This is a genomic window from Comamonas sp. GB3 AK4-5, from assembly GCF_041320665.1.
Taxonomy (GTDB): domain Bacteria; phylum Pseudomonadota; class Gammaproteobacteria; order Burkholderiales; family Burkholderiaceae_C; genus Comamonas.
The window spans coordinates 4,086,604-4,112,904 of record NZ_CP166730.1 but is presented as its reverse complement, the minus strand read 5'-3'; the positions used below and the strand labels follow the sequence as shown (position 1 = coordinate 4,112,904).

Here is a 26,301-nt window from a genome sequence, read left to right as displayed (position 1 = left end):
GAACACGCTCTGAGCCGCTGCGCGTCTTCCTGAGAGCGCTACCTGAAATAGGGAAGCAAGGGCCGACAGCCTCATGGTGGAGCGGCTCTTGTGCGGTGTCTCTGGCCTGGAATGCGTGAGGCGCTGGCTGTATGGGCTGTAGCTTGTATGCAGCATCTGAATTACGGAGTTTGAAAGCACGAATGTCTTCTGTACCCACCTCGTCGCGGCCGCGCCGCTATGACCTGATCGCCTTTGACTGGGACGGCACCCTGTTCGACTCCACCGTGGCCATCACCCGCAGCATCCAGGCGGCGGTGCGCGATGTGGGCGGTACCGTGCCCTCCGATGCACAAGCCTCTTATGTGATTGGCATGGCCTTGACGCCGGCCCTGGCCCATGCAGCGCCCGATGTGCCCCCGGAAAAGTACGCCGAGCTGGCCAATCGCTACCGCCATCACTATATGAAGCTGCAGGAGCAGGTCACCTTGTTTGACGGCGTGCTGCCGCTGCTGCAAGCCCTGCGTGCCCGCCACCACTGGCTGGTGGTGGCCACCGGCAAAAGCCGCCGGGGTCTGAACGAGGCGCTGGAGACGGTGGCCCTGCAGGGCGTGTTCGATGGCTCGCGCACGGCAGACGAAACCGCAGGCAAGCCCCATCCGCTGATGCTGCAGGAGTTGATGGCCGAATTTGGGGTGGAGCCCCAGCGCACGCTGATGATTGGCGACACCACGCATGATCTGGAAATGGCCCGCAACGCCGGCTGCGACAGCGTGGCCGTGGCCTATGGCGCCCATGGCAGCGAGGGCTTGGCCGCCTTCGGCCCCTTGCATGTGGCCCACAGTGTGGCGGATTTGCACAGCTGGTTGGCTGCGCAGGCCTGAATCTACGCGGGCGCAGCCCTAAGCCCTATAGTGGGCGCATGCCCCTGCCGCCCGACACGCCCGTGGACCTGTGCACCAGCACCGATCTGGTCGAGCGCGGCATGGCTGTACCCTTTGACGTGATTTTTTCCGGACAAACCTGGCGCGCCTTCGCTGTCCGCTACCAAGGTGTGGCCCACGCCTACCTGAACCGCTGCACCCATGTGGCCATGGAACTGGACTATGAGCCCGGCCGCTTGTTTGATGACAGCGGCGAGTGGCTGCTGTGCAGCACCCACGGTGCAGCCTATGCGCCGCACAGCGGACATTGCGTGGGTGGGCCTTGCCGCGGTGGCCTGGTCAAAATCCCACTGAGCGAGAGTGCGGGCGTGGTGCGCTGGCATACTGCCTATAACTTGCAACCTGTCGAGTTTTGAGATGAGTTCTTCGCAGACGCCTGGCACCCCAGGCTCCGACCACCCTGATTCCCTGCCGGGCCAAGACCTGTGGGCGCGTTCTGCGGCCCCCGAGTCCGGGCCTGCTGCGCCTGCCCAGCCCTCTGGCTGGGAGCGCGCCCTGCTCGAGAAGCTGGCTTTTGCCTCGCTCAACGAGCAGCGCAGCAGTCGCCGCTGGAAGCTGTTCTGGCGCTTTGCCTGGCTGTTGCTGGGCCTGGCGCTGCTGTGGGCGATCCTGTCCAAGGAGGTGTCGACGGCGGCAGTTTCCGGTCCGCATACCGCCGTGGTGGACATCAAGGGCGAGATCGCCGATGGCGCGGACGCCGGCGCCGAGTTCGTGATTGCCGCCATGCGCAGCGCGCTGGAAGACCAGGGAGCCCAGGCACTGGTGCTGCTGATCAATTCCCCCGGCGGCAGTCCGGTGCAGGCTGGCATGATCAATGACGAAATCCTGCGCCTCAAGGCCATCCACCAAAAGCCCATCTACGCGGTGGTGGAAGAAAGCTGCGCCTCGGCCGCCTACTACATTGCCTCGGCTGCTGACGAAATCTTTGTCGACAAGGCCAGCATCGTGGGCAGCATCGGCGTGCTCATGGATGGTTTTGGCTTTACCGGTGTGATGGACAAGGTGGGTGTGGAGCGCCGTCTGCTCACCGCCGGCGCCAACAAGGGTTTTCTGGACCCCTTCAGCCCCATGAGCGAAAAGCAGCGCGGCTATGCCGAAGCCATGCTGGGCCAGATCCACCAGCAGTTCATCGACACCGTCAAGCGTGGCCGTGGCGATCGACTCAAGGAAACCGATGAGACCTTCAGCGGTCTGTTCTGGACCGGACAGCAAGCCATCGACATGGGCCTGGCCGACAAGCTGGGCAGCTTGGACTATGTGGCGCGCGAAATCGTCAAGGCCGAAGAGGTGATCGACTACACCCGCCGCGACAACATTGCCGAACGCCTGGCTAAGCGCTTTGGCGCCGCCATTGGCGGTGGCGCTGTACAGGCCGTGCGTGGCATGGCGCCAGCGATCCATTGACAAAAGGTCGTTATCTATAAATAAGAAGAGAGCGCCATGGGCGCTCTCTTCTTATGGGCCTACCTGCCGCAAGCCGCGTTACGCCTGCTGGCGGGTGGCGGCCAGCACAATTTCTCGTATGCACACGCCCTCGGGCTGTGCGTAGGCATAGTGGATGGCATTGGCCACATCGTCGGCCGACAGCACCTTGCCGCCCATATCGGCCTTCCAGGCTTGGTAGCCGGTCTTGATGTCCTCGTCGGTGGTGTGACCCAGCAACTCGGTCTCCACAGCGCCGGGGGCGATGGTGGTGACACGCACATTGTGGGTCGACAGCTCCTCACGCAGGTTTTCCGACAGCCCATGGACGGCGAACTTGCTGCCCACATAAGCCACGTGGTTGGGGAAGGCCTTGCGGCCGGCCACCGAGCTGACGTTGATGATGCTGCCACGCTTGCGCTGGACCATGCCCGTGGCTACGGCGTGCACGCCGTTCAACACACCTTTGACATTCACGTCCAGCATGCGGTCCCACTGCTCCGGATCTTGGCGGGTGATTTCACCCAGCAGCATGACGCCCGCGTTGTTGATGATGGCGTCGGCAGGGCCGAAGCGTGCCTCACCTTGCTGTACGGCGGCGGCCAGCGCGGCGCGATCGGTGACGTCTACGGAAAGCGCCAGGGTGTTGGGCAGGTCCAGGGCCTGCATCTTCTCCAGTCGGCGCGCCAGCAGCAGCAGGGCGTGGCCGTGCGCGGAAAACAGGCGGGCGGTGGCCAGGCCAATGCCGGAGCTGGCGCCGGTGATGATGATGAGCGGTTTCTTTTCTGTGGACATGGTACTCTCCAGATATCGGTTTCATGTATGGTTTGCGATGAAATGAATTCTAGAAAGCCGTTTTCCTGCGGACAAATGGTTTATTCTTTTTTCAGGCATCGGAAAAAATTATGGATATCCGTCAGCTCAAGGCCTTCACCGCCGTCTTTGAAGAGCGCAACATCACCCTGGCGGCCAACCGCCTGCATCTGAGCCAACCCGCGCTGTCGGGCACGATCAAAAGCCTGGAAGACTTGTTGGGTGCGCCGCTGTTCATACGCCAGGCGCGGGGGGTGGCCGTGACCGAGAGCGCGCGCATTCTCTACCCGCAGGCGCGGCGCATTCTGTCGCAGACAGACGCGATGGCGCAGCAGTTCCGCCATGGCGCCAGCGGTGCGCGCATTGACATCGGCATTGGTCCGGATATCGCCGTGGGACAGGTTGCGGCCTTTGTGTGCGCGGTGCGCAGCGCGGTGCCAGCGCTTTTTGTGAGTCTGCTGGAAGGCTGTATTGGCGATGCCCGTTTGGCGGCCGAAGACGAGCGCTGTGAGGACGAGCTCTTTTTGACGTTGTCCCTCGACCCCTATGTGCTGGCCGTGCCTGCGGGGCATGGCGGTGATGCCGCCTTGCCGTGGATCGTCTGCCCGGAGCATCCCACGCACCAGCGCTTGCTGCCTTTTTATGGCGCCGCGGCGAATACACCGGCTGCGCATGCGGGCTCGCTGCGTCTGGCGCTGGAGTTGACGGCGGCGGGGTTTGGAGGCTGTGCAGTACCCGAGTCGCTGGCGCGCGGGCAGGCAGAGGTGGAGGTGTTACCTCTGGACGGATTACAGCTGTCACGCCGTATCGGCCTGTGTTATGCCGTGCAGTCCTTGGAGAAACCCGGCGTTGCCAAAATCGTCGAGTGGCTCAGGGCCGCACCAGCGGCGGCTGATGCGGCCGTGCCGGCACGCTGACGCGGCGCGCCTTCCCGGTTTTTCGCGGTGTGCGCGGCTGGTGGCTGCACAGTGGCTCAGACTCCCAGTGCAAAGACGGCCGGCGTGCGGTTGTCCACCGGGCAGGGAAGGCTTTTCCACTGCTTGGCGCTGTGACTCTGGATGCAGGCCGTTGCCAGCGTCAGTCCGCTGGCAACGGCCAGGCGTGTGCCGGGCTGCAGCGTCTGCAGCAGCGCCTGCCACAGCGCGGCGTTGCGATAAGGCGTCTCAATGAATTGCTGGGTCTGGCCTTGGCGTGCGGCCAGATTTTCCAGCTCCTTGATGCGCTGGGCGCGGGCGCTGGCGTCCTGGGGCAGATAGCCGACAAAGGCAAAGTTCTGGCCACTCAGCCCGCTGGCGGCCAGGGTCAGCAGCAAGGAGACTGGGCCTACCAGCGGCACCACGCTCAGGCCCAGATCGTGGGCGGCGCGCACGATGGAGCTGCCCGGGTCGGCCACGGCGGGCATGCCGGCTTCGCTGACCAGGCCCATGTCATGGCCGGCCAGTGCAGGGGCCAGCAAGGCCTTGGCGTCGAACTGGGCGCTGCCCTTGCCGCCGTGGTCACCTTTTTTATGGGCTTCGCGTGGCAGCTCCTGGATCTGCTGGGCCTGCAGCGGGGCGGCCAGCGGGAACAGGGCGTCTATGCGTTTCAGATAGGCGCGGCAGCTTTTGGCGTTTTCGCTCACCCAGTGCGTCAGGCCTGCGGCGGTACGCAGCGTCAGCTCGGGCAAAACATCGGTGAGTGCAGCCTGGCTGTCGCAGCCAAAGTCCAGCGGTGCCGGCACCAGATACAGGCGGCCCAGTGTGGCGGTGGCGGGCGCGCTCATGGCAGCACCAGCCCGGCAGCGCGCACCATGCGGCAGGTGCGGATCAGGGGCAGGCCGATCAAGGCCGTGGGGTCATCGCTGTCGATGGCGTCCAGCAGGGCAATGCCCAGACCTTCGCTCTTGGCGCTGCCCGCGCAGTCATAGGGCTGCTCGGCGCGCAGATAGCGTTCGATCTCGGCATCCGTCAGCGCGCGAAAGCGCACGCCCACCTCGGCCATCTCACATTGGGCAAAGCCCGTGGCCTGGCAGACCACGGCCACGGCGGTGTGAAAGCGCATGGTCTGGCCACGCATGCGTTGCAGCTGGGCCACGGCGCGCTCATGGGTGCCGGGCTTGCCCAGGGGCTCGCCATGCAGATCGGCCACCTGGTCGGAGCCAATCACAATGGCCTCCGGGTGCAGGGCGGCTACGGCCTGGGCCTTGGCCAGGGCCAGGCGCAGGGCCAGGTCATGCGGGGTTTCGCCCGGGCGTGGGGTTTCGTCCACCTCGGGGGAAGCTGTGGTGAAGGGATGGCGCAGGCGCTCCAGCAGCTCGCGGCGGTAGCGCGAGGTGGAGCCCAGGATCAGCGGGCGGGCTGCAGGGGCGGAAAAATGGGTGGATTCAGGCATGCGGGGATTCTCTTACACTGCCGCCATGAGCAAGGATTTCTCTGTGGATCACCTCGATGTCAAAGCGTTTGCCCAGGCCGGCGCCACCCTGACGGGAAATGATCCTTTGTCACACTACCCCCGCCTGGCCCAAGAGGCGCAAGGCCCTGCCGACGGTCTTTCGGTGCGCTGGCGCGCCGAAGGCGAGCTGCATACCGAGGCCGATGGCGTCAGCCATGTCTGGTTGTATCTGCAGGTGGATGCCGATCTGCCCCTGGTCTGCCAGCGCTGCCTGCAAGCCGACCCCATGCACCTGCAGGTGGAGCGGTCGTTCCGCTTCGTGGCCGACGAGGCCACGGCCGAGGCCCTGGACGACGAGGCCGAGGAAGACCTGCTGGCGCTGAGCCGCGACTTTGATCTGCACCAGCTGATCGAAGATGAGCTGCTGATGGAGGTGCCGCTGGTGCCCCGCCATGACAGCTGCCCTGTCGATCTGCCCACACAGTCCAGCAGCGAGGAATTTGAGCAAGCCGCTGCGGAAAAAACCAACCCATTTGCGATGTTGCAAGGCTTGCGCAAAAATGGCGCCCCGGATTGAGTAGGGCGGCTTTTCGCCCTGCTGGCCTGCCCAAGGCACAGGTACAAAGCATTCGTTTCATGGGATAACCCTGTTGAAAACGTTTGCGCTATAATCGGGAGCTTCGCGCGAAATCCCCTCGTGTCTTTAATGGGCTGATCGCGTTTTTCCCCAACCCTTTTAAGACTCAGGAGCCATCATGGCTGTTCAGCAAAACAAAAAGTCTCCTTCCAAGCGCGGCATGCACCGTTCGCACAATGCACTGAATGTGCCGGGTATCGCTGTGGAAGCCACCACTGGTGAAACCCACCTGCGTCACCACATCAGCCCCAACGGTGTGTACCGCGGTCGCCAGGTGCTGAAGAACAAGTCTGAAGCCTAAGAGCTAGCGCTTCGGACCCGCAAGGCCCGTCGCTACTTCTGGTAGCACGGGCTTTTGTTTTTTTGAAAACCGCCTGCGTGCACCGGTTCCGGTCTGCCGCTCAGGCCTGCGCAACATCCTCTCATGATCATTTTGGCAGTTGACTGCATGGGTGGCGACCACGGCCCCCGTGTCACGCTGGCCGCATGCCGCCAGTTTCTGGATTCCCACCCCGACGCGCAGCTGCTGCTGGTCGGTCGCAAGGACAGCCTGCAGTCGTTTGCACACCCGCGCGCCACGCTGGTTGAGGCCAGCGAAGTGGTGGGTATGGACGATCCGGTGGAAGTCGCGTTGCGCAAGAAGAAGGATTCTTCGATGCGCGTGGCCATTGCCCAGGTCAAGGAGGGTGTGGCCCAGGCTGCGGTGTCGGCCGGCAATACCGGTGCGCTGATGGCGGTGTCGCGCTATCTGCTCAAGACCCTGGAGGGGATTGACCGTCCGGCCATTGCCACCCAGATGCCCAATGACAAAGGCGGCAGCACCACGGTGCTGGATCTGGGGGCCAATGTGGACTGCACGCCGGAGCACCTGTTGCAATTCGCCGTCATGGGCTCGGCCCTGGTCAGTGCGCTGAACAACGGGGGCGAGCCTTCGGTGGGCTTGCTCAATATTGGTGAAGAAGCCATCAAGGGCAATGACACCATCAAGCGCGCGGGTGAGTTGCTGCGCGCTGCTGGCGAAGCCAAGGCGCTGAACTTCTACGGCAATGTGGAAGGCAATGACATCTACAAGGGCCCGGTCGACATCGTGGTGTGTGACGGTTTTGTAGGAAATGTCGCGCTCAAGGCCAGTGAAGGTGTGGCGTCCATGATTGTGGGTGGTCTGAAGGCTGAGTTCAAGCGCAATATATTCACCAAACTTGCTGCTATCGTGGCTTATCCGGTGTTATCTGCACTGATGAAGCGCATGGATCACCGTCGTTACAACGGCGCGGCCCTGCTGGGTCTGCGCGGCCTGGTGTTCAAAAGCCATGGCTCGGCCGATGCGATCGCTTTTGAGCACGCTCTGAATCGTGCGTATGATGCGGCCCGCAACAACCTGCTTGACCGTGTCCGGGCCCGGATTGCAACAGCGGCCCCTTTGTTGGCGCCGGCTGCTGCACCCGGAGCAGGGACTACGGGTGACCCTGAGTGAGCTACCGCATGACCAGTTACGCACGCATTACAGGCACGGGCAGCTATCTGCCTCCCCGCCGACTTACCAACAACGATCTGGCTGCAGAGCTGGCCCAGCGCGGCATCGAGACCTCTGATGAATGGATCGTGGAGCGCACCGGTATCCGGGCGCGCCACTTTGCCGCTCCCGATGTGGGCAGCAGCGATCTGGCGCTGGAAGCCTGCCGCAAGGCCATTGAGGCCGCTGGCATCACGGCCCAGGACATTGACCTGATCATCGTCGCCACGTCCACGCCGGACATGGTGTTTCCCTCCACCGCAGCCATCTTGCAAAACAAGCTGGGCATCACCAACGGCTGCCCGGTGTTTGACGTACAGGCCGTGTGCAGCGGCTTTGTCTACGCCCTGACCGTGGCCGACGCCATGATCCGTGCCGGCGGCGTTCGCCGTGCGCTGGTGGTGGGGGCCGAGGTGTTCAGCCACATTCTGAATTTCGAAGACCGCACCACCTGTGTGCTGTTTGGTGACGGCGCAGGCGCCGTGGTGCTAGAAGCCTCGGAAGAGCCAGGCATTCTGGCCAGCGATCTGCATGCCGACGGCAGCCATGTGGGCATTCTGTGCGTGCCCGGCCATGTGTCCGGCGGTGAGATTCTGGGCTCGCCCCTGTTGACCATGGACGGCCAGGCCGTCTTCAAGCTGGCCGTGGGTGTGTTGGACAAGGCCGCCCGCGCCACGCTGGACAAGGCCGGCCTGACCGAGGCCGACATCGACTGGCTGATTCCCCACCAGGCGAACATCCGCATCATGCAGAGCACGGCCCGCAAGCTCAAACTCTCCATGGACAAGGTGGTGGTCACCGTGGACCAGCATGGCAATACCTCGGCGGCATCGATTCCGCTGGCTCTGGACCATGCGGTGCGCAACGGTCAGGTGAAAAAAGGCCAGAACGTCCTGCTCGAAGGCGTGGGCGGCGGCTTCACCTGGGGTGCCGTACTCCTGAAGATGTAGCGCCTGCAGCGCACAGGGTGCGCTGTAGAGCCTTTTTTGATTCCTATTGAGTGAGCAACGCATGACGCAATTTGCATTCGTCTTCCCCGGTCAGGGCTCGCAGTCCGTGGGCATGCTGGACGCCTGGGGCGATCACCCCGTGGTGGCCCAGACGCTGAAGGAAGCCTCCGACGCCCTGGGTGAAGATGTGGCGGCCCTGATCCACAGCGGCCCCAAGGAAGCGCTGGCGCTGACCACCAACACCCAGCCCGTGATGCTGGTGGCCGCTGTGGCTGCCTGGCGCGTGTGGCTGGCCGAGGGGGGCGCCATGCCGGCCGCCGTGGCCGGCCATTCGTTGGGTGAATATTCCGCCCTGGTGGCCTCCGGCGTGCTGACGCTGGCCCAGGCCGCACCGCTGGTGCGCCTGCGCGCCGCCGCCATGCAGGAAGCGGTGCCTGTGGGAACTGGCGCCATGGCTGCCGTGCTGGGTCTGGATGCCGACAAGGTCAAGGCCGTGTGCGCCGAGGTGACGGCCCAGTTGGGTGGTGCCGAAGTGGTGGAGGCAGTGAACTTCAACGACCCCGGCCAGACCGTGATCGCCGGCTCCAAGGCTGCCGTGGAAGCTGCCAGCGCTGCCGTCAAGGCCGCAGGCGCCAAGCGCGCGTTGCCTCTGCCGGTGTCGGCGCCGTTCCATTCCAGTCTGATGAAGCCAGCGGCCGAAAAGCTCAAGGCCGCCCTGGCTGCACTGGAGCTGAAGACTCCCCAGATCCCCGTGGTCAACAACATCGACGTGGCCGTGCAAACGGACGCCGACTCCATTCGCGATGCCCTGTATCGCCAGGCCTTTGGCCCTGTGCGCTGGGTGGAATGCGTACAGGCCATGAAGGCCCGTGGCATCAACACTTTGGTAGAGTGCGGTCCCGGCAAGGTGCTGGCTGGCATGACCAAGCGCATTGATGCGGAATTGACGGGCGTGGCCCTGTATGACCCTGCCACACTGGCGGAAGTGAAGGAATTGCTCCCATGACAGAGACGACCCAACAAGCCCAGGTGGCCCTGGTGACCGGTGCCACCCGTGGCATTGGCGCCGCCATTGCCCAGGAACTGGCCACCCGTGGCTACACGGTGATTGGCACTGCCACGTCCGACGAGGGTGCAGCCCGCATCAGCGCCGCCCTGGCGGCCCATGGTGGTCGTGGCGTGAAGCTGGATGTGACCGATGCCGCTGGCGTGGACGCGCTGGTGGACGATCTGGTCAAGAACCAAGGTGGTCTGCATGTGTTGGTGAACAACGCCGGCATCACCAAGGACCAGATCTCCATGCGCATGAAGGACGATGATTGGGATGCCGTGATCGACACCAATCTGAAGGCCGTATTCCGACTGAGCCGCGCGGCTATTCGCCCCATGATGAAGCAGCGCTTTGGTCGCATCATCAGCATCACCAGCGTGGTGGGTGCCATGGGCAATCCCGGTCAGGCCAACTATGCTGCCGCCAAGGCCGGTGTGGCCGGCATGAGCCGCGCACTGGCCCGTGAACTGGGCAGCCGCGGTATCACCGTGAACTGCGTGGCCCCGGGCTTTATCGCCACAGATATGACGGCCGTGCTCCCAGAAGAGCAGCAAAAGGCCTTGGCTGCCCAGATCCCTTTGGGTCAGCTGGGCCAGCCTTCGGACATTGCACATGCCGTGGCCTATCTGGCATCTGCCGGAGCCGGCTACGTGACAGGCCAGGAATTGGCTGTCAATGGCGGCATGTACATGTAATTGATGAAAGTTATGCCGTTTCCTCGCGACGGCAGGCCGGATGAAAGGGACTTCCCCGAAACGGCTAGAATCGCGGGTTCATTCACAACCCCCTGAGGGAAACCATGAGCGATATCGAAGCACGTGTCAAAAAAATCATTGCTGAACAACTCGGCGTTGAAGAGTCCCAAGTGACCAACGAAAAGGCCTTCGTGGCTGATCTGGGCGCTGACTCCCTGGACACGGTCGAACTGGTGATGGCCCTGGAAGATGAATTCGGCATCGAGATCCCCGATGAGGACGCCGAAAAGATCACGACGGTGCAAAACGCCATCGACTACGCCAACACCCACCAAAAGGGCTAAGCCCTTTTGAGCGCACCGAGCGATAAAAATAAGGTTTGAACGCATGAGCCGTCGTCGCGTTGTCGTGACCGGCCTGGGTTGCATCAGTCCCGTGGGTAACACGGTGACTGAAGCCTGGGCCAATCTCTTGGCCGGCAAGTCCGGCATTGGCCACATCACCAAGTTCGATGCCACGAATTTTTCGTGCCGCATCGCAGGTGAGGTCAAAGGATTCAATGTGGAGGACTACATGAGCGCCAAAGATGCGCGCTCCATGGACACCTTCATTCACTATGGCATTGCGGCAGCGGAGCAGGCTGTGAAGGATGCAGGTCTGCCCACGGGCGAGGCCTTGTCCGACGACCTTGCGACCCGCATCGGTTGCGTGCTCGGGTCCGGTATCGGGGGCTTGCCCCTGATCGAGAACACTCAGATTGAGCTCTCGAGCCGGGGACCCCGTCGCATCACCCCATTTTTTGTGCCCGCCTCCATCATCAACATGGTGGCTGGTCACGTTTCCATGCGTTTCGGCTTCAAGGGCCCGAACCTGTCCGTGGTGACGGCCTGTACCACAGGCCTGCACTGCATCGGCGAAGCCGGGCGCATGATTGAGTACGGCGACGCCGACATCGTCGTCGCTGGTGGCGCCGAATCCACTGTCTCGCCCCTGGGCGTGGGTGGTTTTGCGGCCATGCGCGCGCTGTCGACCCGCAATGACGACCCCACCGCGGCGTCCCGTCCCTGGGACAAGGACCGCGATGGCTTCGTGCTGGGCGAAGGCGCAGGCGTGCTGGTGCTGGAAGAGTACGAGCATGCCAAGGCCCGTGGCGCCAAGATCTATGCGGAATTGAGCGGCTACGGCATGAGTGCCGATGCCGGTCACATGACCGCGCCCAATATGGACGGCCCGCGCCGCGCCATGTTGAACGCCATGCGCAATGCCGGTGTGAATCCGGACCAGATCAACTATCTGAACGCCCACGGTACTTCCACCCCACTGGGTGACAAGAACGAGAGCAATGCTATCAAGGCAGCGCTGGGCGATGCCGCTTACAAGACCGTGGTCAGCTCCACCAAGTCCATGACCGGCCACCTGCTGGGTGGCGCTGGTGGCGTGGAGAGCGTGTTCACCGTGATGGCCCTGCATGATCAAAAGATCCCGCCGACCATCAACCTGCTGAACCAGGACCCGGACTGCGATCTGGACTACTGCGCCAATACCGCGCGTGATGCAAAAATCGATGTGGCGTTGAAGAACAACTTCGGTTTCGGCGGCACGAATGGCTCGCTGATCTTCAAGCGCATCTAAAGCAGTTTCGCTTTACAAAACCCGCAGGTCTGGCAACGGCCCTGCGGGTTTTGTTTGGGCGCTGCCTTCATGGCAAGGTGGCCGCCATGGCTTCCATCCGTTACCAACCGCCTGCCGTGCGTTACCCGGTGCCCGGGCTGCGCTGGCCTTTGCGCCTGGGCGCGGCCCTGTGGGCACTGGAGGGTGGTTTGCTGCTGGCCTGGCAGCTGTGGGCCGGGCCTCTAGGCTGGGCGGTGGTGGCCCTCGGCTGGGCGCAGTGGATTGCAGTGGGCGGGATCTGGTGGCGCAGTGCAGGCCGAATGCCGCAAGGCCTGTTGCAATGGGATGGCGGCGCCTGGTGGTGGTGGCCGCAGAACGGTGCCGAGCCTCAGCCGTTGCAGGCCATGCAGGTGCGGCTGGATCTGCAAACCGCCATGTGGGTGGCCTGGCAGGGCATGGATGGGGCCTGGCAGTCGGGCTGGCTGCAGGCGGGCAGCGATGGCGCATGCTGGGGAGATTGGCGGCGTGCGGTATATTCGGCGGCCACCGTATCTCCTTTGAGGGAAGAGCGGGTCTGAATCCATCCGCGCTGCATGAGTCCCCATATCGCCCCACCTCCCGCACCTTCCGATACCGATTTGCAACTGGTGGAGCGCACGGTCGCAGGGGATCAGCGTGCTTACGAGCTGCTGGTGCTCAAGTACCAGCGCCGCATCGAACGCCTGATTGCACGCATGGTGCGCGACACCGATCTGGTGCAGGACATCGCCCAGGAAACCTTTTTGCGCGCCTACCGGGCACTGCACCAGTTCCGCGGTGAGGCCCAGTTCTACACCTGGCTGTACCGGATTGCCGTGAACACGGCCAAGAAGGCGCTGCTGGATATGAAGCGCGATCCGGTGCTGACCGAGAGTGCTTTGCACGGTGCGAGTGAAGATGATGAAACTTCTCGGCCTGCAAACGAACCAATCACTGAGGAAACTCCCGAGACGGTGCTGGCAGCGCGAGAAATTGCTGCTGCCGTGAATGCTGCAATGGAGGCTTTACCCGAGGATTTGCGCCAGGCGGTCACGCTGCGCGAGATCGAGGGTTTGAGCTATGAAGAAATTGCCACCGCCATGGGCTGTCCTATCGGAACGGTGCGTTCGCGCATCTTTCGAGCCCGAGAAGCCATCTCCGCACGCGTCAAACCGTTGCTGGAGCGCCAATCGGGCAAACGGTGGTAAGTAAGTGGTGTGGAACGCGGAGCGGGCGCAGGCCCGATTGAGCAGGTAACCCCATGACGGATGATCTGAAAAACAAGGAATTGCTGTCGGCCCTGGTCGATGGTGAATTGCAGGGCGATGAGCTGGCCCAGGCATTGACGTGGGCGGAAGGCAACGAAGGCCACGGCAGCTGGCAGCTCTACCACCTGGTGGGCGATGTGCTGCGCTCGCCCGAGCTTGCCCATCACAGCCAGCATGATCTGCTGGGCGGTCTGCGTGCCCAACTGGCCAAGGAGCCGCCACTGGCCCTGCAGCCCGCGAGGTTGGAGCAACTGGCCCCGGCCCAGCCGCCGCTGACTTCGGCCCTGGCGGGGCGGGTTCCAGACCCCGTGGCCAACGCCTCGGTCTTCCGATGGAAGATGGCGGCGGGCGTGGCCTCGGTGGCCGCCGTGGCCGCCCTGGGCTGGAATCTGGTGGTGGTGCCCGCAGGCCAGGGCAGCCAATTGGCCCAGGCCGGCAGCGCGCCCGCAGCCCAACTGGCGTCGCAAACGCCCATGATGTCCGTGCCCCAGGCCGACGGCGGCGTGATCGCCGTGGCCACAGGCAATGGCAACGAAGTCATCTTGCGTGACCCGCGCCTGGACGAGTTGCTGGCGGCCCACCAGCGCTTTGGCAGCAAGGCGTCGCTGCAAATGCCGGCCGACTTTCTGCGCAACGCCAGCTTTGCCAACACCCCCATGCCGGTTTCCCAGCCGCGCTGATGCCGCAATGCTATGGATTGGAGAGTTGCTTGTGCATATGCAGGGCCACTTTCCAACACCAAACAGCACGCTGGTCCCCATATGAGCGCGATAGGCGCTCATTTTTTTATGCCAAGGCGTTACAGCACCGGGCACGCTTGCGTGCATGATGGAACGCCATGCGGCATGGAACCAAAATGCCGGCCCGTCTTCTAAGTTCACAATTCTCGCGCGCGGGCACAGGCTGGTGGGTGGCGCCAGTTGCGCACCATCGCCGTGCATGCGCCCTGACCGCGCCGCCAGGCGGCGCAGAGATGTTGGAAATGACAGCCAGTTACACGATCGATTGGAAAGGATGAAGATGCCTGCAAAGCAACGCAAAACCCTGCAGACCCTGGGCGTGGCGGCCTTGATTGCCGCAGCCGCCGCTGGTGGCGGTGCCTGGGCACTGCCGGAGGCGCAAGCCCAGGCCGCTCCGGCCCAGCCTGCCGCCGCGGCCCCTGCGGCGCCGCTCGTGGGCGGCCTGCCGGATTTCACCGCGCTGGTGGACCGGGTAGGGCCCTCGGTGGCCAATATCCGCACCACGGAAAAAGTCAGCAAGGGTGGCGCCGCGGCTCTGGGCATGGATGAAGACATGCTGGAGTTCTTCCGCCGCTTTGGCCTGCCGGTGCCCAATATCCCCAAGCAGCAGCGCCCCGGGCCGGGTGACAGCGAGGGGGAATCCCAGCCCAGCGGCGTGGGCTCCGGCTTCATCCTCACGCCCGATGGTTATGTGATGACCAATGCCCATGTGGTGGAAGGGGCGGACGAGGTCATCGTCACCCTGACCGACAAGCGCGAGTTCAAGGCCAAGATCATCGGCAGCGACAAGCGCACCGACGTGGCCGTGGTCAAGATCGACGCCAAGGGCCTGCCGGCCGTGAAGATTGGCGATGTCAGCAAGCTCAAGGTGGGCGAATGGGTGATGGCCATTGGCTCACCCTTCGGCCTCGATAACTCGGTCACGGCCGGCATTGTCTCGGCCAAGCAGCGCGACACCGGCGACTACCTGCCTTTCATCCAGACCGATGTGGCCATCAACCCCGGCAATTCGGGCGGGCCGCTGCTGAATCTGCGCGGCGAGGTGGTGGGCATCAACAGCCAGATCTACTCGCGCTCGGGCGGCTTTATGGGCATCAGCTTTGCCATCCCCATCGACGAGGCCGTGCGCGTCAGCGACCAGCTGCGCGCCAGCGGCAAGGTCACGCGCGGTCGCATCGGCGTGCAGATCGGACCGGTGTCCAAGGACGTGGCCGAGTCCATAGGCCTGGGCAAGCCGCGTGGTGCGCTGGTCTCGGCCACCGAAGCCGGCTCGCCTGCCGCCAAGGCCGGTGTGGAAGCCGGTGACGTGATCATCAAATACAACGGCACCGACATCGACAAGGTTTCCGACCTGCCGCGCCTGGTGGGCAATACCAAGCCGGGCTCCAAGGGCACGCTCACCGTGTTCCGCCGTGGCGCCACCAAGGACCTGAGCATCACCATTGCCGAGGTCGAGCCCGACGACGCCGTGGCCGCACGCAAGGGCCCCGAAGGCTCCACTGCCACGGCCAGCGCCAAGTCGCTGGGTCTGGTGGTTTCCGACCTGAGCGCCGCCCAGAAGAAAGAACTGAGCGTCAAGGGCGGGGTGCGCATTGTCACCGCGACCGACGCCGCAGCCCGTGCCGGCCTGCGCGAGGGCGATGTGGTGCTGTCGGTGGCCAATATCGAGGTGGCCGATGTCAAGGGCTTCGAGGCTGCGCTGGCCAAGGCCGACAAGAACAAGCCCGTGAACATGCTGGTGCGGCGTGGCGAATGGGCCCAGTACGTGCTGGTGCGCCCTGCGCCTTGATGCCCCCTGTACTGGCGCGGTCGCTATGCCGCGCCAGGTGATGGGGAATGCCTGCCACGCTGTAGGACTTGCTTAGGTAGAATCCCCTTTCATCCTGCGCCCAGGCGCCATGGCAAGCAGGTGCTTGCTGCGGAGCCAGGAGCTGAAGGGCTTTGCCGAAAGCGAATTTTCGCTGAATCGCATCTGTGGATAAGCTGTGGTTAAATGTTTTGCCGGACCTTGGGTGAAGACCCTGGTGGCAAAAAAACGGTGCTTTTGCGCAGGCCTTTTGCCTACAATCAGCAGCCCAACCATCGCAGTTGCCAAAGATTGTTGGTTCAGGGCGCGTCACCGTCGACGCGCCCTTTTTTCATGCCTTGTCCATGCCTCGCGCGAGGCACATTCACTTCGTTACCAGACGTTTTTCGTTGATGAAGCACATCAGAAATTTTTCCATCATTGCGCATATTGACCACGGCAAATCCACGCTGGCGGACCGATTGATCCAGCGTTGCGGCGGTCTCGCAGAGCGCGAGATGGAGGCCCAGGTGCTCGACTCGATGGACATCGAGAAAGAGCGCGGCATCACCATCAAGGCGCAGACTGCGGCGTTGCAATACAAGGCCAAGGATGGCCAGGTCTACAACCTGAACCTGATCGACACCCCCGGCCACGTGGACTTCTCATATGAAGTCTCGCGCTCCCTGTCCGCCTGCGAAGGCGCGCTGCTGGTGGTCGACGCCTCGCAGGGCGTGGAAGCCCAGACCGTGGCCAACTGCTACACCGCCCTGGACCTGGGCGTGGAAGTGTTTGCAGTGCTGAACAAAATGGATCTGCCCAATGCCGATCCGGACAATGCCAAGGCCGAGATCGAAGACGTGATCGGCATTGACGCCAGCGACGCCATTCCCTGCTCGGCCAAGACCGGCATGGGCATCGACGATATTTTGGAAGCCGTTGTTGCCAAGGTGCCGCCACCCACGGGCAATCTGGACGCACCGCTGCGCGCCATGATCGTGGACAGCTGGTTCGACCCCTATGTGGGCGTCGTGATGCTGGTGCGCGTGGTGGACGGTCAGCTCAAAAAGGGCGAGCGCTTCAAGATGATGGCCACGGGCGCTGCCTATGAAGCCAACAACGTCGGCGTGTTCACCCCTGCCAACGAGCCGCGCGACGCACTCAAGGCCGGTGAGGTGGGTTACATCATTGCCGGCATCAAGGAACTCAAGGCCGCCAAGGTGGGTGACACCATCACCCTGGAAAAAAAGCTGCCCAACAACCTGGGCCCTGCCGAAAAAGCCCTGCCTGGCTTCAAGGAAGTCAAACCCCAGGTGTTTGCCGGCCTGTATCCCACCGAAGCCAGCGAATACGACCAGCTGCGTGACGCACTGGAAAAGCTGCAGCTCAATGATGCGGCCCTGCAGTACGAACCCGAAGTCTCCCAGGCCCTGGGCTTTGGCTTTCGCTGCGGTTTCCTGGGCCTGCTGCACATGGAGATCGTGCAGGAGCGCCTGGAGCGCGAGTTCGACCAGGATCTGATCACCACCGCGCCCAGCGTGGTCTACCAGGTGGTCAAGGCCGATGGCGAGGTCATCGACGTGGAAAACCCCTCCAAGATGCCCGACCAGGGCCGTCTGGAAGAAGTCCGCGAGCCCATCGTCACCGTGCACCTGTACATGCCCCAGGACTATGTGGGCCCGGTGATGACGCTGGCCAACCAAAAGCGTGGCATACAAAAGAACATGGCCTACCACGGCCGCCAGGTCATGCTGACCTATGAGATGCCGCTGGGCGAAATCGTGCTGGACTTCTTTGACAAGCTCAAGAGCGTCTCGCGCGGCTATGCCTCCATGGACTACGAGTTCCTGGAGTACCGCGCCTCCGACGTGGTCAAGGTCGACATCTTGCTCAATGGCGAAAAAGTGGATGCCCTGTCCATCATCGTCCACCGCTCGCAGGCCACCTACCGTGGTCGCGCCGTGGTGGCTAAGATGCGCGAAATCATCAGCCGCCAGATGTTCGACGTGGCCATCCAGGCCGCCATCGGCGCCAACATCATCGCGCGTGAGACCGTCAAGGCCATGCGCAAGAACGTGCTGGCCAAGTGCTATGGCGGTGACATCAGCCGCAAGCGCAAGCTGCTGGAAAAGCAAAAGGCCGGCAAGAAGCGCATGAAGCAAATTGGCTCGGTGGAAGTGCCGCAAGAGGCCTTCCTGGCCATCTTGCAAGTGGAGGATTGATGCAAGCCATGCAATGGATTACGGCCGCGGTTCTGGCGGCTTTCGTGGGCTATGTCGGTGCCTGGTATACCGGCGCCATCGAGGGCAATTTTGCCCTGCTGATGCTGACGGCCACCCTGGTGACCGGTGCCTATTGGCTGGCCGAGCGCCTGTACTTCTGGCCCCGCCGCAAGAAAACCGCCCAGGCCCTGGCCGAGGCTGCGGAGACGCGCCGCGCCGAGCTGGACCGCATGGGCATTGCCAAGGTGGATGTGGACACCACCGAAGGCCAGCAAAAAGCCCTGGTTCAGCCCTGGTGGCTGGACTGGACGGCTGGCCTGTTCCCGGTGATTGCCGTGGTGTTCGTGCTGCGCTCGTTTCTGTTCGAGCCTTTCAAGATCCCCTCGGGCTCCATGATCCCCACGCTGCTGGTGGGCGATTTGATCCTGGTGAACAAGTTCACCTACGGTGTGCGCCTGCCCGTGATCAACAAAAAGATCACCGAAGGCTCGCCCGTGCAGCGCGGCGATGTGATGGTGTTCCGCTATCCCCCGCAGCCCAGCCTGGACTACATCAAGCGCGTGGTGGGTGTGCCCGGTGACACCGTGGCCTATCTGAACAAGCGCCTGACCATCAACGGCCAGCCCGTGGAGACCAAGGACCTGCCGGACTTCTTCGATGAAGACGCCATGCGCTACTTCAACCAGTACGAAGAGACCCTGGGCCTGTCCCCGCACCGATTGCTCAACACCCAGGGTGTGCCGGCCTTTGTGCAAGGCGCCAGCAACTATGCCTACCGCGACAACTGCACCTACAGCGTCGAAGGCGTGACCTGCAAGGTGCCCGAGGGCAATTACTTCGTCATGGGCGACAACCGCGACAACTCGCTGGACTCGCGCTACTGGGGTTTTGTGCCGGACGAGAACATCGTGGGCAAGGCCTTTTTTGTCTGGATGAACTTCGGCAACTTCAAACGCATTGGCGCTTTCAACTAAACGCCAGTGCTGAGATCGTGAACACGCTCTGATAAGCCGGCACGGTTCGCCCCTCGCGGGGTGATCGCTGTGCCGGTTTTTTGCGTTTGGCGGACAATGTGGGCCTTGTGGTCGCCAGACCACCGCTGACAGGTTCAGCCTGTTTTTTGTTTACCGAGTCAACCCTCCTTTGTTTTTCTAGGTTTTTTCTAGGTGCTACCTGGTCTTCTTGCTCTGCAGCAGCGTCTGCAGCACACATTTTCCGAACCCGCCTTGCTGCAGCGTGCGTTGACGCATCGCAGCTTTTCGGCCGATAACAACGAACGCCTGGAGTTCCTCGGGGACTCCGTGCTGAGTCTTGCCGTCTCCACCTTGCTGTTCCAGCGGCTGCAGTCGCTGCCCGAGGGCGACCTCTCGCGCGTGCGCGCCAACCTGGTCAAGGAAGGTACGCTGCACCAGATCGCCCTGAAGCTGGAGCTGCCCAGCCTGCTGCGCCTGGGTGAGGGCGAGTTCAAATCCGGCGGCAAGCAGCGTCCCTCCATCTTGGCGGACGCGGTGGAAGCGCTGATTGGCGCGGTCTATCTCGACGCAGACTATCTGCAGGCCGAACGCCTGGTGCACCACCTCTACGAAGGGGTGGACATCAACCCGCAAATGCGTGCGGTGCAAAAAGACCCCAAGACCGCACTGCAGGAATGGCTGCAAGGCCGTCGCATGCAGCTGCCGCAGTACAAAGTGGCTGCGATTACCGGGGCCGCGCATTTGCAAACCTTCGAGGTGGAATGCTCCATTGCGGAACTTCACCTCCATGCCAACGGCAACGGCGCTTCGCGCCGTGCTGCGGAGCAGGCGGCAGCCGCTGCCTTGCTCGATCAACTGAAAGCGAAACATCCATGACCGACGCTGCGAAGAAAAAAGTAGCAGGCAAAGCAGGCGCAGAGCGTGCTAAAAGCCAAATTGACATCAACGATCCTAGCCTGGACTACATCAGTGCCATGCTGACGGGCGCCAAGCCCGGCGCCACTGCCACGCCCATACGCAGCGAAGAAGAAACCGCTGCCGAGCCCGTGCGCGAAGTGCCGGTGGAAGAGCAGCGCTGCGGCCTGATCGCCATCGTGGGCAAGCCCAATGTGGGCAAGTCCACACTGATGAATGCGCTGGTGGGGCAGAAAATCTCCATCACCTCGCGCAAGGCGCAGACCACGCGCCACCGCATCACCGGCATCCACACCAAGGAAGAGACCCAGTTCGTCTTCGTGGACACGCCCGGCTTCCAGACCAAGCATTCCACCGCCTTGAACAAGTCGCTGAACAAGACGGTTATGGGTGCCATCGGCGACGTGGACCTGATCTTGTTCGTGGTCGAAGCGGGCAGCTTCACCCTGGCCGACGCCAAGGTGTTGTCGCTGTTCAAGCCCGGCATTCCCACGCTCTTGATCGCCAACAAGCTGGACGCAGTGGGTCGCCGCCATGAAATCGCTCCCTGGCTGCAAAGCATGCAGGAGCGCCACCCCTTCGCCGAGTTCGTGCCCATGTCGGCCAAGAACAAGAAGGACATCGAGCGCCTGTACGGCATCTGCGCCAAATACCTGCCGCAGCAGCCCTGGTTCTACGGCCAGGACGAGCTGACCGACCGCAGCGAGAAATTCCTCGCCGCCGAAACCGTGCGCGAAAAGCTGTTCCGCTTCACCGGCGACGAGCTGCCCTATACCTCCACCGTGGTCATCGACAAGTTCGAGGAAGAGCCCAGCAAGGCCCACAAGCGCTTTATGCGCGTGGCCGCCACCATCGTGGTGGAGCGCGACGGCCACAAGGCCATGGTGATTGGCCAGGGTGGCGAGCGCCTCAAGCGCATCAGCACCGAAGCCCGCCAGGAGCTGGAAAGGCAGTTCGACGCCAAGGTGTTTTTGGAAGTGTGGGTCAAGGTGCGGTCTGGCTGGGCGGATGATGAAGCCCGCGTCAAGTCTTTTGGATACGAATAAGCGTCATCGAGACGTCGTTGCCTTGTCTTGACCGCTACGCAGGGCTGTCTGAAACCCTGTGATGGCGGCGGCAGTCTTCGCTTGCTTCCCATGCGTTGCGCAATAAAGCGTGAACGCGAAGGTGGCGCGCAGACAGTACATTCAGTACGGCAAGCGCCGCCGACAAAGTGCACGCTTTATTTCGCAAGGCATCATGGCCACCAAACGCGTTAGCGAAGAACCCGCCTTTATCCTGCACCAGTACGACTGGAGCGAATCCAGTCTGATCCTGGAATGCTTCACCCGCCACCGCGGCCGGGTGGCGCTGGTGGCCAAGGGCGTCAAGCGCCACACCTCCAACTTTCGGCCGGTGCTGCTGGCACTGCAACCGCTGAAACTGAACTGGACGCTGGCGGGCGATGGCACGGCAGACATCCATACGCTCAAGGGCGCGGAATGGGCGGGCGGCCATGTCATGCCCACGGGCGATGGCCTGCTCACCGGCATGTACCTCAACGAGTTGCTCATGCGCCTGCTGGCGCGTGAAGACCCCTACGCCCTGCTGTTTGATGCCTATGCCAGCGTGGTGCGCCTGCTGGCGGCCGCCTCGGCGCCGCGCCGTGCAGACTCTGCCGCTGCCGCACAGCTGGAGCCCACGCTGCGTGCGTTTGAGCTGCTGCTGCTGCGCGAGCTGGGACTGCTGCCCGCGCTGGACAGCGACACCCAGACCCTGCAGCCGCTGCAAGCCCACACCCACTATGTGCTGGGTGCCGAAACCGGCCTGCAGCCCGCAGGCCAGACACGTGCCAGCCTCAGCGGTGCGCAATGGCTGGCGCTGCATGCAGCCTTGTATGGTCAGGGCGGTGTGGATGGCTTTGCCGCCCTTGCCCGCGCTTGCGAAGTGGGGGCAGCAAAGCTCAAGCCGCAGCTGCGTGCGCTGCTGCAATACCATTGCGGCCATCCGCCGCTGCGCACCCGCCAGCTGTTGCTGGACCTTCAATCGCTATGACCGCTTCTACCGTCGCTTCTTCTGCCGGCAATGTCCGCACCGCTTTGTCCGTCAACGTCAACAAGGTCGCGCTGGTGCGCAACACGCGCCACCTGGGCATTCCCAGCGTCGCGCGCGCGGCCCAGCTGTGCCTGGCGGCGGGCGCCCAGGGCATCACCATCCACCCGCGTCCGGACGAGCGCCATATCCGCAGCAGCGATGTCTACGAGCTGGCCGAGCTGATGCAGCAATGGCCTGCCGCAGAGTTCAACATCGAAGGCAATCCCACGCAAAACCTGATGGACTTCATTCGCCAGGTGCGCCCCCACCAGGCAACCTTTGTGCCTGACAGCGAAGACCAGTTCACCAGCGACCATGGCTGGACCTTCCCGCAAGACGCCGAGCGCCTGCGCCCTTTGATTGCCGAGTGCAAGCAGCTGGGCGTGCGCGTCAGCCTGTTCATGGACCCGGTGCCAGAACAGATGGCGGCCGCCAAGGCCGTGGGCGCGGACCGTGTGGAGCTCTACACCGAGCCCTATGCCGCCTCCTGGGGCACGCCCGGACATGCCGAACAGCTGCGCATCTATGCCGCCGCCGCCCAGGCCGCGCTGGATGCCGGCCTGCAGGTGAATGCCGGCCACGATCTGAACCGCGACAACCTGCCCGCCTTTGTGGCCCAGGTCGTTGGCCTGGCGGAAGTCTCCATCGGCCATGCGCTGATCGCTGACGCGCTGGAGCTGGGCTATGCCGAAACAGTGCGCGCCTATCAGGCGGCTATCGATGCCGGCATGGCGGCCCGGGTGTGACCCTGGTTTTGATAGCTGCTAAAGCGTTCTGTGATTGCGCTTGCGGCCTGTTTGACTGCAAAAAACCTGTGCAAAGGATGGCCCCATGATCTACGGCATTGGCACCGATATCTGCGATATCCGCCGCATACGTGCCAGCCTAGAGCGGCATGGCGAGCGCTTTGCCCAGAAGGTGCTGGCCGAGGGCGAGATGGCGGTTTGGCGCCGCCGCAGCGCGCGCTGGCCCGAGCGCGGCGTGCGCTATGTGGCCACGCGTTTTTCGGCCAAGGAAGCTTTCAGCAAGGCCGTGGGCATGGGCATGCGCATGCCCATGACCTGGCGGCACTGCGAGGTGGTCAACCTGCCCAGCGGCCAGCCCAGCATCGTCTTGCATGGCGAACTCAAACAATGGTTTGAGGCGCAGGGCTTGCGCGTCCATATCACCATGTCCGATGAGTCCGAGTACGCCGCCAGCTTTTGTGTCGTCGAGAAAAAAGATTGAAATCGCCTGCGGATGCATATGTCTATTGCATAAGCCGCTATTTTTAAAAGAGTAAACAACATGCGTCTGCACGCCCCCTTGATCATCGACATTGCCGGCACCGTCCTCACCGATGTGGACCGCGCCCGGCTGGCCCATCCGCTGGTGGGCGGCATCATCCTGTTCAAGCGCAACTGGGCAGACCGTGCGGCCCTGGTGCAGCTGTGCGCCGACATCAAGGCCGTGCAGCCCGACCTGCTGATCTGCGTGGACCATGAAGGCGGGCGCGTGCAGCGCTTTCGCACCGATGGCTTCACCCATATCCCGCCCATGCGCGCCCTGGGTGAGATGTGGATGGATGACGGCAAGGGCAAAAAATACCGCGAAGGCTCGGGTGCCATGCGCGCCATGAATGCGGCCACGGCGGCCGGCTATGTGCTGGGCACGGAATTGCGCGCCTGCGGCGTGGACTTCAGCTTCACACCGGTGCTGGATCTGGATTACGGTGAGAGCTCCGTCATCGGCGACCGCAGCTTTCACCGTGACCCGCGCGTGGTGGTCGCGCTGGCTAAAAGCCTGATGCATGGCCTGTTGCAGACCGGCATGGGCAATTGCGGCAAGCATTTCCCCGGCCATGGTTTTGTGAAGGCCGACTCGCATGTGGACATACCCGTGGACAAGCGCAGCCTCAAGGCCATTTTGGATGAGGACGCCGCGCCGTATCCCTGGCTGTCCAGCGTGCTCACGGCCGTGATGCCGGCCCATGTCATCTACCCCAAGGTGGATGCCCGCCCGGCAGGCTTCAGCGAAAAATGGCTCAAAGACATTCTGCGCAGCCAATTGCGTTATGACGGCGCCATCTTCAGCGACGACCTGAGCATGGAAGGTGCACGCCGTATCAATGGCCAGCTCATCAGCTACACCGAGGCCGCGCTCCAAGCCTTGAACGCCGGCTGCGACATGGTGCTGCTGTGCAACCAGAGCCTGGGCTTTGGCGAGCATGTGGACCAGTTGCTCGACGGCATGGACGCCGCGCTGCGCGATGGCCGCTGGGTGCCGGACGAAGACTCCGAATCCCGTCGCCTGGCCCTGCTGCCCGAGACCGAACCCCAGGCCTGGGACGATTTGATGCGCCAGCCCGCTTACCTGCAGGCGCTGGATTTGCTGCCCTGATCCCTGGCGGCCTGCCGGCGGTGGAGTGGGCCTGCGCGGCTTTCCGCCGCGTGCCTGCTACCAAGAATTCAATCCATGTGTGAAGGAAGATGTATGGGCCAGTCAGCCTATCAGCCGGGTCGGTGGCTGCGTGATCTGCTGCGTTTTTTGCCGCTCAAGAGCCAGTTCGTCCTCTCCGGCAATGTGCGCGATCTGCAATGTGCCGAAGTTGCACCCGGCATGGTGACGGCGCAGCCGCTCAACCAGGTGCTGGGCGATGCACTGCGCCGCCACGGCTATGCCCACACCCTGGTCTACCAGCCGCTGTCGGGCTTTTCTGCCATCCACGGCCCGGGCCAGGAGGTCCAGGCCTCCGACGCCGTGCTCACCCAGCTGGGCCTCACGGTGGCCAACGGCCAGGCACCTGCGGGTGTCGACATGCTCTCGGCTGCGCTGGAGCGCCTGGTGACCGACCCCAACCTGGCCCAGGGCGCGCCCTGCGCACTGGTCATCGATTTCGCCTCGCGCCTGCTCACACGCAGCAGCGACCTCACGGCCGTGGAGCACCAGCTGTTCACGCGGGCGCTGATGCTGTCCCACCAGGCGCGTACGCGGCCAGCGGGGGCGGAGCGCAAGCCTTTTTTCAACACCGTGATCTGGGTGGTGGACAAGGAGGGCGATCTGCCCGACTGGCTGCTGGTGGGCAACCCGCGCATTCGCCATGTGCCGGTGGCGCGGCCCGACGGGCTGGCGCGGCGTGCGCTGGCCCCCGGCTTGCTGCGCCCGCTGGCCGGCTTTGCCGAGGCCGCCCCCGAAGCCCGTGTGCAGGCCGAGAACGCCTTTGTTGACGGCACGGAAGGCCTGCTGCTGCTGGACATGAACGCCATCGCCGTGCTGGCGCGGGTGGAAGGCGTGCCGGTGGAGCGTGTGGCCGATGCCGTGCGCCGCTACAAGGTGGGCGTGACCGAAGACCCCTGGCTCAAGATCGACCGCAGCAAGATCCGCGATGCGGACCGCTTTATCCGCCAGCGCGTGAAGGGGCAATCCCAGGCCGTGGTGCACATGCTGGACATTGTCAAACGCGCCATGACCGGCGTGGGCGGCAACCGCCGTGGCAACCGCCCGCGTGGCGTGGCCTTTCTGGCCGGCCCCACGGGCGTGGGCAAGACGGAGCTGGCCAAAACCATCACCAGCTTGCTGTTTGGCGACGAGAGCGCCTACATCCGCTTCGATATGTCGGAGTTCAGTGCCGAGCATGCGGACCAACGCCTCATCGGTGCCCCGCCCGGCTATGTGGGCTATGACGCCGGTGGCGAGCTCACCAATGCGATTCGCGAACGTCCCTTCAGCGTGGTGCTGTTCGACGAGATCGAAAAAGCCCATCCGCGGGTGTTGGACAAGTTTCTGCAAATCCTGGATGACGGCGTACTCACCAGCGGGCGTGGCGACAGGGTGTATTTCTCCGAGGCCCTGATCGTCTTCACCTCCAATCTGGGCATTTACAAGATGGACGAACAGGGCCGGCGCACGCTGAATGTCTCGGCCAGCGAGTCCTACGAAACCGTGAGCGCCAAGGTGCATGCCGAGATCGACAGGCATTTCAAGCTGGTGCTCAACCGCCCCGAAATCCTCAACCGCATGGGCGAGAACATCATCGTTTTCGACTTCATCCGTGAAGACGTGGCGCAGCAGATCTTCGAGCAGATGGTGGCGGTGACGCTGGCCGACCTGCGCGCCCAGGAGCTGCAGGTGGACATGGCGGAGGCGGCGCTGTCGTCCCTGCGGACACTGTGCCTGCGCGACCTGTCCAACGGCGGCCGCGGCATACGCAACCAGATGGAGGCGCATTTGCTCAACCCGCTGGCCCGCGCCTTGTTTGACGCCGATGCCCAAGCTGGGCAGCGCTTTGAAGTGACGGCGCTGGCCTCCCAGACGCTCACGCTGGCAGCGCGTTGACCCTGG

General features: G+C 63.3%; 28 protein-coding genes. 25 read left to right on the top strand and 3 right to left on the bottom strand.

Annotation, left to right across the window (positions count from 1 at the left end):
• Positions 1-182 precede the first annotated feature (182 nt).
• From ACA027_RS18425 to ACA027_RS18415, 3 genes are read left to right on the top strand one after another with little or no spacing between them, the layout of a single operon-like run.
• Complete coding sequence (locus tag ACA027_RS18425) at positions 183-863, top strand: HAD family hydrolase (RefSeq protein WP_370679646.1); 681 nt, start codon at positions 183-185, stop codon at positions 861-863.
• Between the two features lie 38 nt (positions 864-901).
• On the top strand, positions 902-1,279 hold the full coding sequence (locus tag ACA027_RS18420; protein WP_370679645.1) for a Rieske (2Fe-2S) protein: 378 nt from the start codon (positions 902-904) through the stop codon (positions 1,277-1,279).
• A 1-nt stretch (position 1,280) separates the two neighbouring features.
• Positions 1,281-2,327: a S49 family peptidase gene (locus ACA027_RS18415; protein WP_370679644.1), complete on the top strand. Its 1,047-nt coding sequence runs from the start codon at positions 1,281-1,283 to the stop codon at positions 2,325-2,327.
• Between the two features lie 78 nt (positions 2,328-2,405).
• Here ACA027_RS18415 and ACA027_RS18410 read toward each other — a convergent pair whose 3' ends face one another.
• A complete protein-coding gene (locus ACA027_RS18410) occupies positions 2,406-3,140 on the bottom strand; it encodes an SDR family oxidoreductase (protein ID WP_370679643.1) in 735 nt (244 codons plus the stop codon).
• 110 nt (positions 3,141-3,250) lie between these two features.
• Between ACA027_RS18410 and ACA027_RS18405 the strand changes: the two genes are divergently transcribed.
• Positions 3,251-4,075, top strand: coding sequence for a LysR family transcriptional regulator (locus tag ACA027_RS18405; protein WP_370679642.1), 825 nt, complete (start codon positions 3,251-3,253; stop codon positions 4,073-4,075).
• Positions 4,076-4,131: 56 nt separating this feature from the next.
• Here ACA027_RS18405 and ACA027_RS18400 read toward each other — a convergent pair whose 3' ends face one another.
• Positions 4,132-4,920 carry an SAM-dependent methyltransferase gene (locus tag ACA027_RS18400; RefSeq protein WP_370679641.1) on the bottom strand — a complete coding sequence of 263 codons (789 nt, stop codon included), beginning with the start codon at positions 4,918-4,920 and terminating at the stop codon, positions 4,132-4,134.
• The gene (locus tag ACA027_RS18395) at positions 4,917-5,528 is read right to left on the bottom strand and encodes a Maf family nucleotide pyrophosphatase (RefSeq protein ID WP_370679640.1); all 612 of its coding nucleotides are present in this window, start codon (positions 5,526-5,528) and stop codon (positions 4,917-4,919) included. Before ACA027_RS18395 ends, ACA027_RS18400 begins: the two co-directional genes overlap by 4 nt.
• A gap of 25 nt (positions 5,529-5,553) precedes the next feature.
• On the opposite strand from ACA027_RS18395, the gene ACA027_RS18390 reads away from it, so the two are divergent.
• The 21 genes from ACA027_RS18390 (at position 5,554) to ACA027_RS18290 (ending at position 26,295) form a co-directional block, all read left to right on the top strand.
• The gene (locus tag ACA027_RS18390) at positions 5,554-6,105 is read left to right on the top strand and encodes a DUF177 domain-containing protein (protein ID WP_370679639.1); all 552 of its coding nucleotides are present in this window, start codon (positions 5,554-5,556) and stop codon (positions 6,103-6,105) included.
• A gap of 178 nt (positions 6,106-6,283) precedes the next feature.
• Positions 6,284-6,466, top strand: a complete 183-nt coding sequence (rpmF, locus tag ACA027_RS18385) for a 50S ribosomal protein L32 (protein ID WP_003058062.1) — start codon at positions 6,284-6,286, stop codon at positions 6,464-6,466.
• Positions 6,467-6,589: 123 nt separating this feature from the next.
• A complete protein-coding gene (plsX, locus tag ACA027_RS18380; protein ID WP_370679638.1) occupies positions 6,590-7,639 on the top strand; it encodes a phosphate acyltransferase PlsX in 1,050 nt (349 codons plus the stop codon).
• An 8-nt stretch (positions 7,640-7,647) separates the two neighbouring features.
• Positions 7,648-8,628: a beta-ketoacyl-ACP synthase III gene (locus ACA027_RS18375; protein ID WP_370679637.1), complete on the top strand. Its 981-nt coding sequence runs from the start codon at positions 7,648-7,650 to the stop codon at positions 8,626-8,628.
• A 61-nt stretch (positions 8,629-8,689) separates the two neighbouring features.
• Positions 8,690-9,634 (top strand): ACP S-malonyltransferase, encoded by a 945-nt coding sequence (fabD, locus tag ACA027_RS18370; protein WP_370679636.1) that lies wholly within the window; start codon positions 8,690-8,692, stop codon positions 9,632-9,634.
• Entirely contained in the window at positions 9,631-10,374 is a 744-nt protein-coding gene (gene fabG / locus ACA027_RS18365; RefSeq protein ID WP_370679635.1) for a 3-oxoacyl-ACP reductase FabG, read from the top strand. The genes fabD and fabG overlap by 4 nt, the downstream gene beginning before the upstream one ends.
• A 104-nt stretch (positions 10,375-10,478) precedes the next feature.
• Positions 10,479-10,718 carry an acyl carrier protein gene (gene acpP / locus ACA027_RS18360; protein ID WP_103044365.1) on the top strand — a complete coding sequence of 80 codons (240 nt, stop codon included), beginning with the start codon at positions 10,479-10,481 and terminating at the stop codon, positions 10,716-10,718.
• Positions 10,719-10,761: 43 nt separating this feature from the next.
• The gene (fabF, locus tag ACA027_RS18355) at positions 10,762-12,006 is read left to right on the top strand and encodes a beta-ketoacyl-ACP synthase II (RefSeq protein ID WP_370679634.1); all 1,245 of its coding nucleotides are present in this window, start codon (positions 10,762-10,764) and stop codon (positions 12,004-12,006) included.
• Positions 12,007-12,092: 86 nt separating this feature from the next.
• Entirely contained in the window at positions 12,093-12,563 is a 471-nt protein-coding gene (locus tag ACA027_RS18350) for a hypothetical protein (protein ID WP_370679633.1), read from the top strand.
• A gap of 15 nt (positions 12,564-12,578) precedes the next feature.
• The gene (gene rpoE / locus ACA027_RS18345; protein WP_370679632.1) at positions 12,579-13,211 is read left to right on the top strand and encodes an RNA polymerase sigma factor RpoE; all 633 of its coding nucleotides are present in this window, start codon (positions 12,579-12,581) and stop codon (positions 13,209-13,211) included.
• A gap of 53 nt (positions 13,212-13,264) precedes the next feature.
• Positions 13,265-13,951: a sigma-E factor negative regulatory protein gene (locus ACA027_RS18340; protein ID WP_370679631.1), complete on the top strand. Its 687-nt coding sequence runs from the start codon at positions 13,265-13,267 to the stop codon at positions 13,949-13,951.
• 340 nt (positions 13,952-14,291) lie between these two features.
• Entirely contained in the window at positions 14,292-15,800 is a 1,509-nt protein-coding gene (locus ACA027_RS18335) for a DegQ family serine endoprotease (RefSeq protein ID WP_370679630.1), read from the top strand.
• 410 nt (positions 15,801-16,210) lie between these two features.
• On the top strand, positions 16,211-18,019 hold the full coding sequence (gene lepA / locus ACA027_RS18330) for a translation elongation factor 4 (RefSeq protein ID WP_370679629.1): 1,809 nt from the start codon (positions 16,211-16,213) through the stop codon (positions 18,017-18,019).
• Positions 18,019-18,993, top strand: coding sequence for a signal peptidase I (gene lepB / locus ACA027_RS18325; RefSeq protein ID WP_370679628.1), 975 nt, complete (start codon positions 18,019-18,021; stop codon positions 18,991-18,993). Before lepA ends, lepB begins: the two co-directional genes overlap by 1 nt.
• 192 nt (positions 18,994-19,185) lie before the next feature.
• On the top strand, positions 19,186-19,869 hold the full coding sequence (rnc, locus tag ACA027_RS18320) for a ribonuclease III (RefSeq protein WP_370679627.1): 684 nt from the start codon (positions 19,186-19,188) through the stop codon (positions 19,867-19,869).
• Entirely contained in the window at positions 19,866-20,954 is a 1,089-nt protein-coding gene (gene era / locus ACA027_RS18315) for a GTPase Era (protein WP_370679626.1), read from the top strand. The genes rnc and era overlap by 4 nt, the downstream gene beginning before the upstream one ends.
• 193 nt (positions 20,955-21,147) lie before the next feature.
• Positions 21,148-21,942, top strand: a complete 795-nt coding sequence (locus tag ACA027_RS18310; RefSeq protein ID WP_370679625.1) for a DNA repair protein RecO — start codon at positions 21,148-21,150, stop codon at positions 21,940-21,942.
• Entirely contained in the window at positions 21,939-22,727 is a 789-nt protein-coding gene (locus tag ACA027_RS18305) for a pyridoxine 5'-phosphate synthase (protein WP_370679624.1), read from the top strand. The genes ACA027_RS18310 and ACA027_RS18305 overlap by 4 nt, the downstream gene beginning before the upstream one ends.
• A gap of 85 nt (positions 22,728-22,812) precedes the next feature.
• A complete protein-coding gene (gene acpS, locus ACA027_RS18300) occupies positions 22,813-23,208 on the top strand; it encodes a holo-ACP synthase (RefSeq protein ID WP_370679623.1) in 396 nt (131 codons plus the stop codon).
• 60 nt (positions 23,209-23,268) lie between these two features.
• On the top strand, positions 23,269-24,360 hold the full coding sequence (gene nagZ / locus ACA027_RS18295) for a beta-N-acetylhexosaminidase (protein ID WP_370679622.1): 1,092 nt from the start codon (positions 23,269-23,271) through the stop codon (positions 24,358-24,360).
• A 93-nt stretch (positions 24,361-24,453) separates the two neighbouring features.
• On the top strand, positions 24,454-26,295 hold the full coding sequence (locus ACA027_RS18290; RefSeq protein ID WP_370679621.1) for an AAA family ATPase: 1,842 nt from the start codon (positions 24,454-24,456) through the stop codon (positions 26,293-26,295).
• Positions 26,296-26,301: the final 6 nt, after the last annotated feature.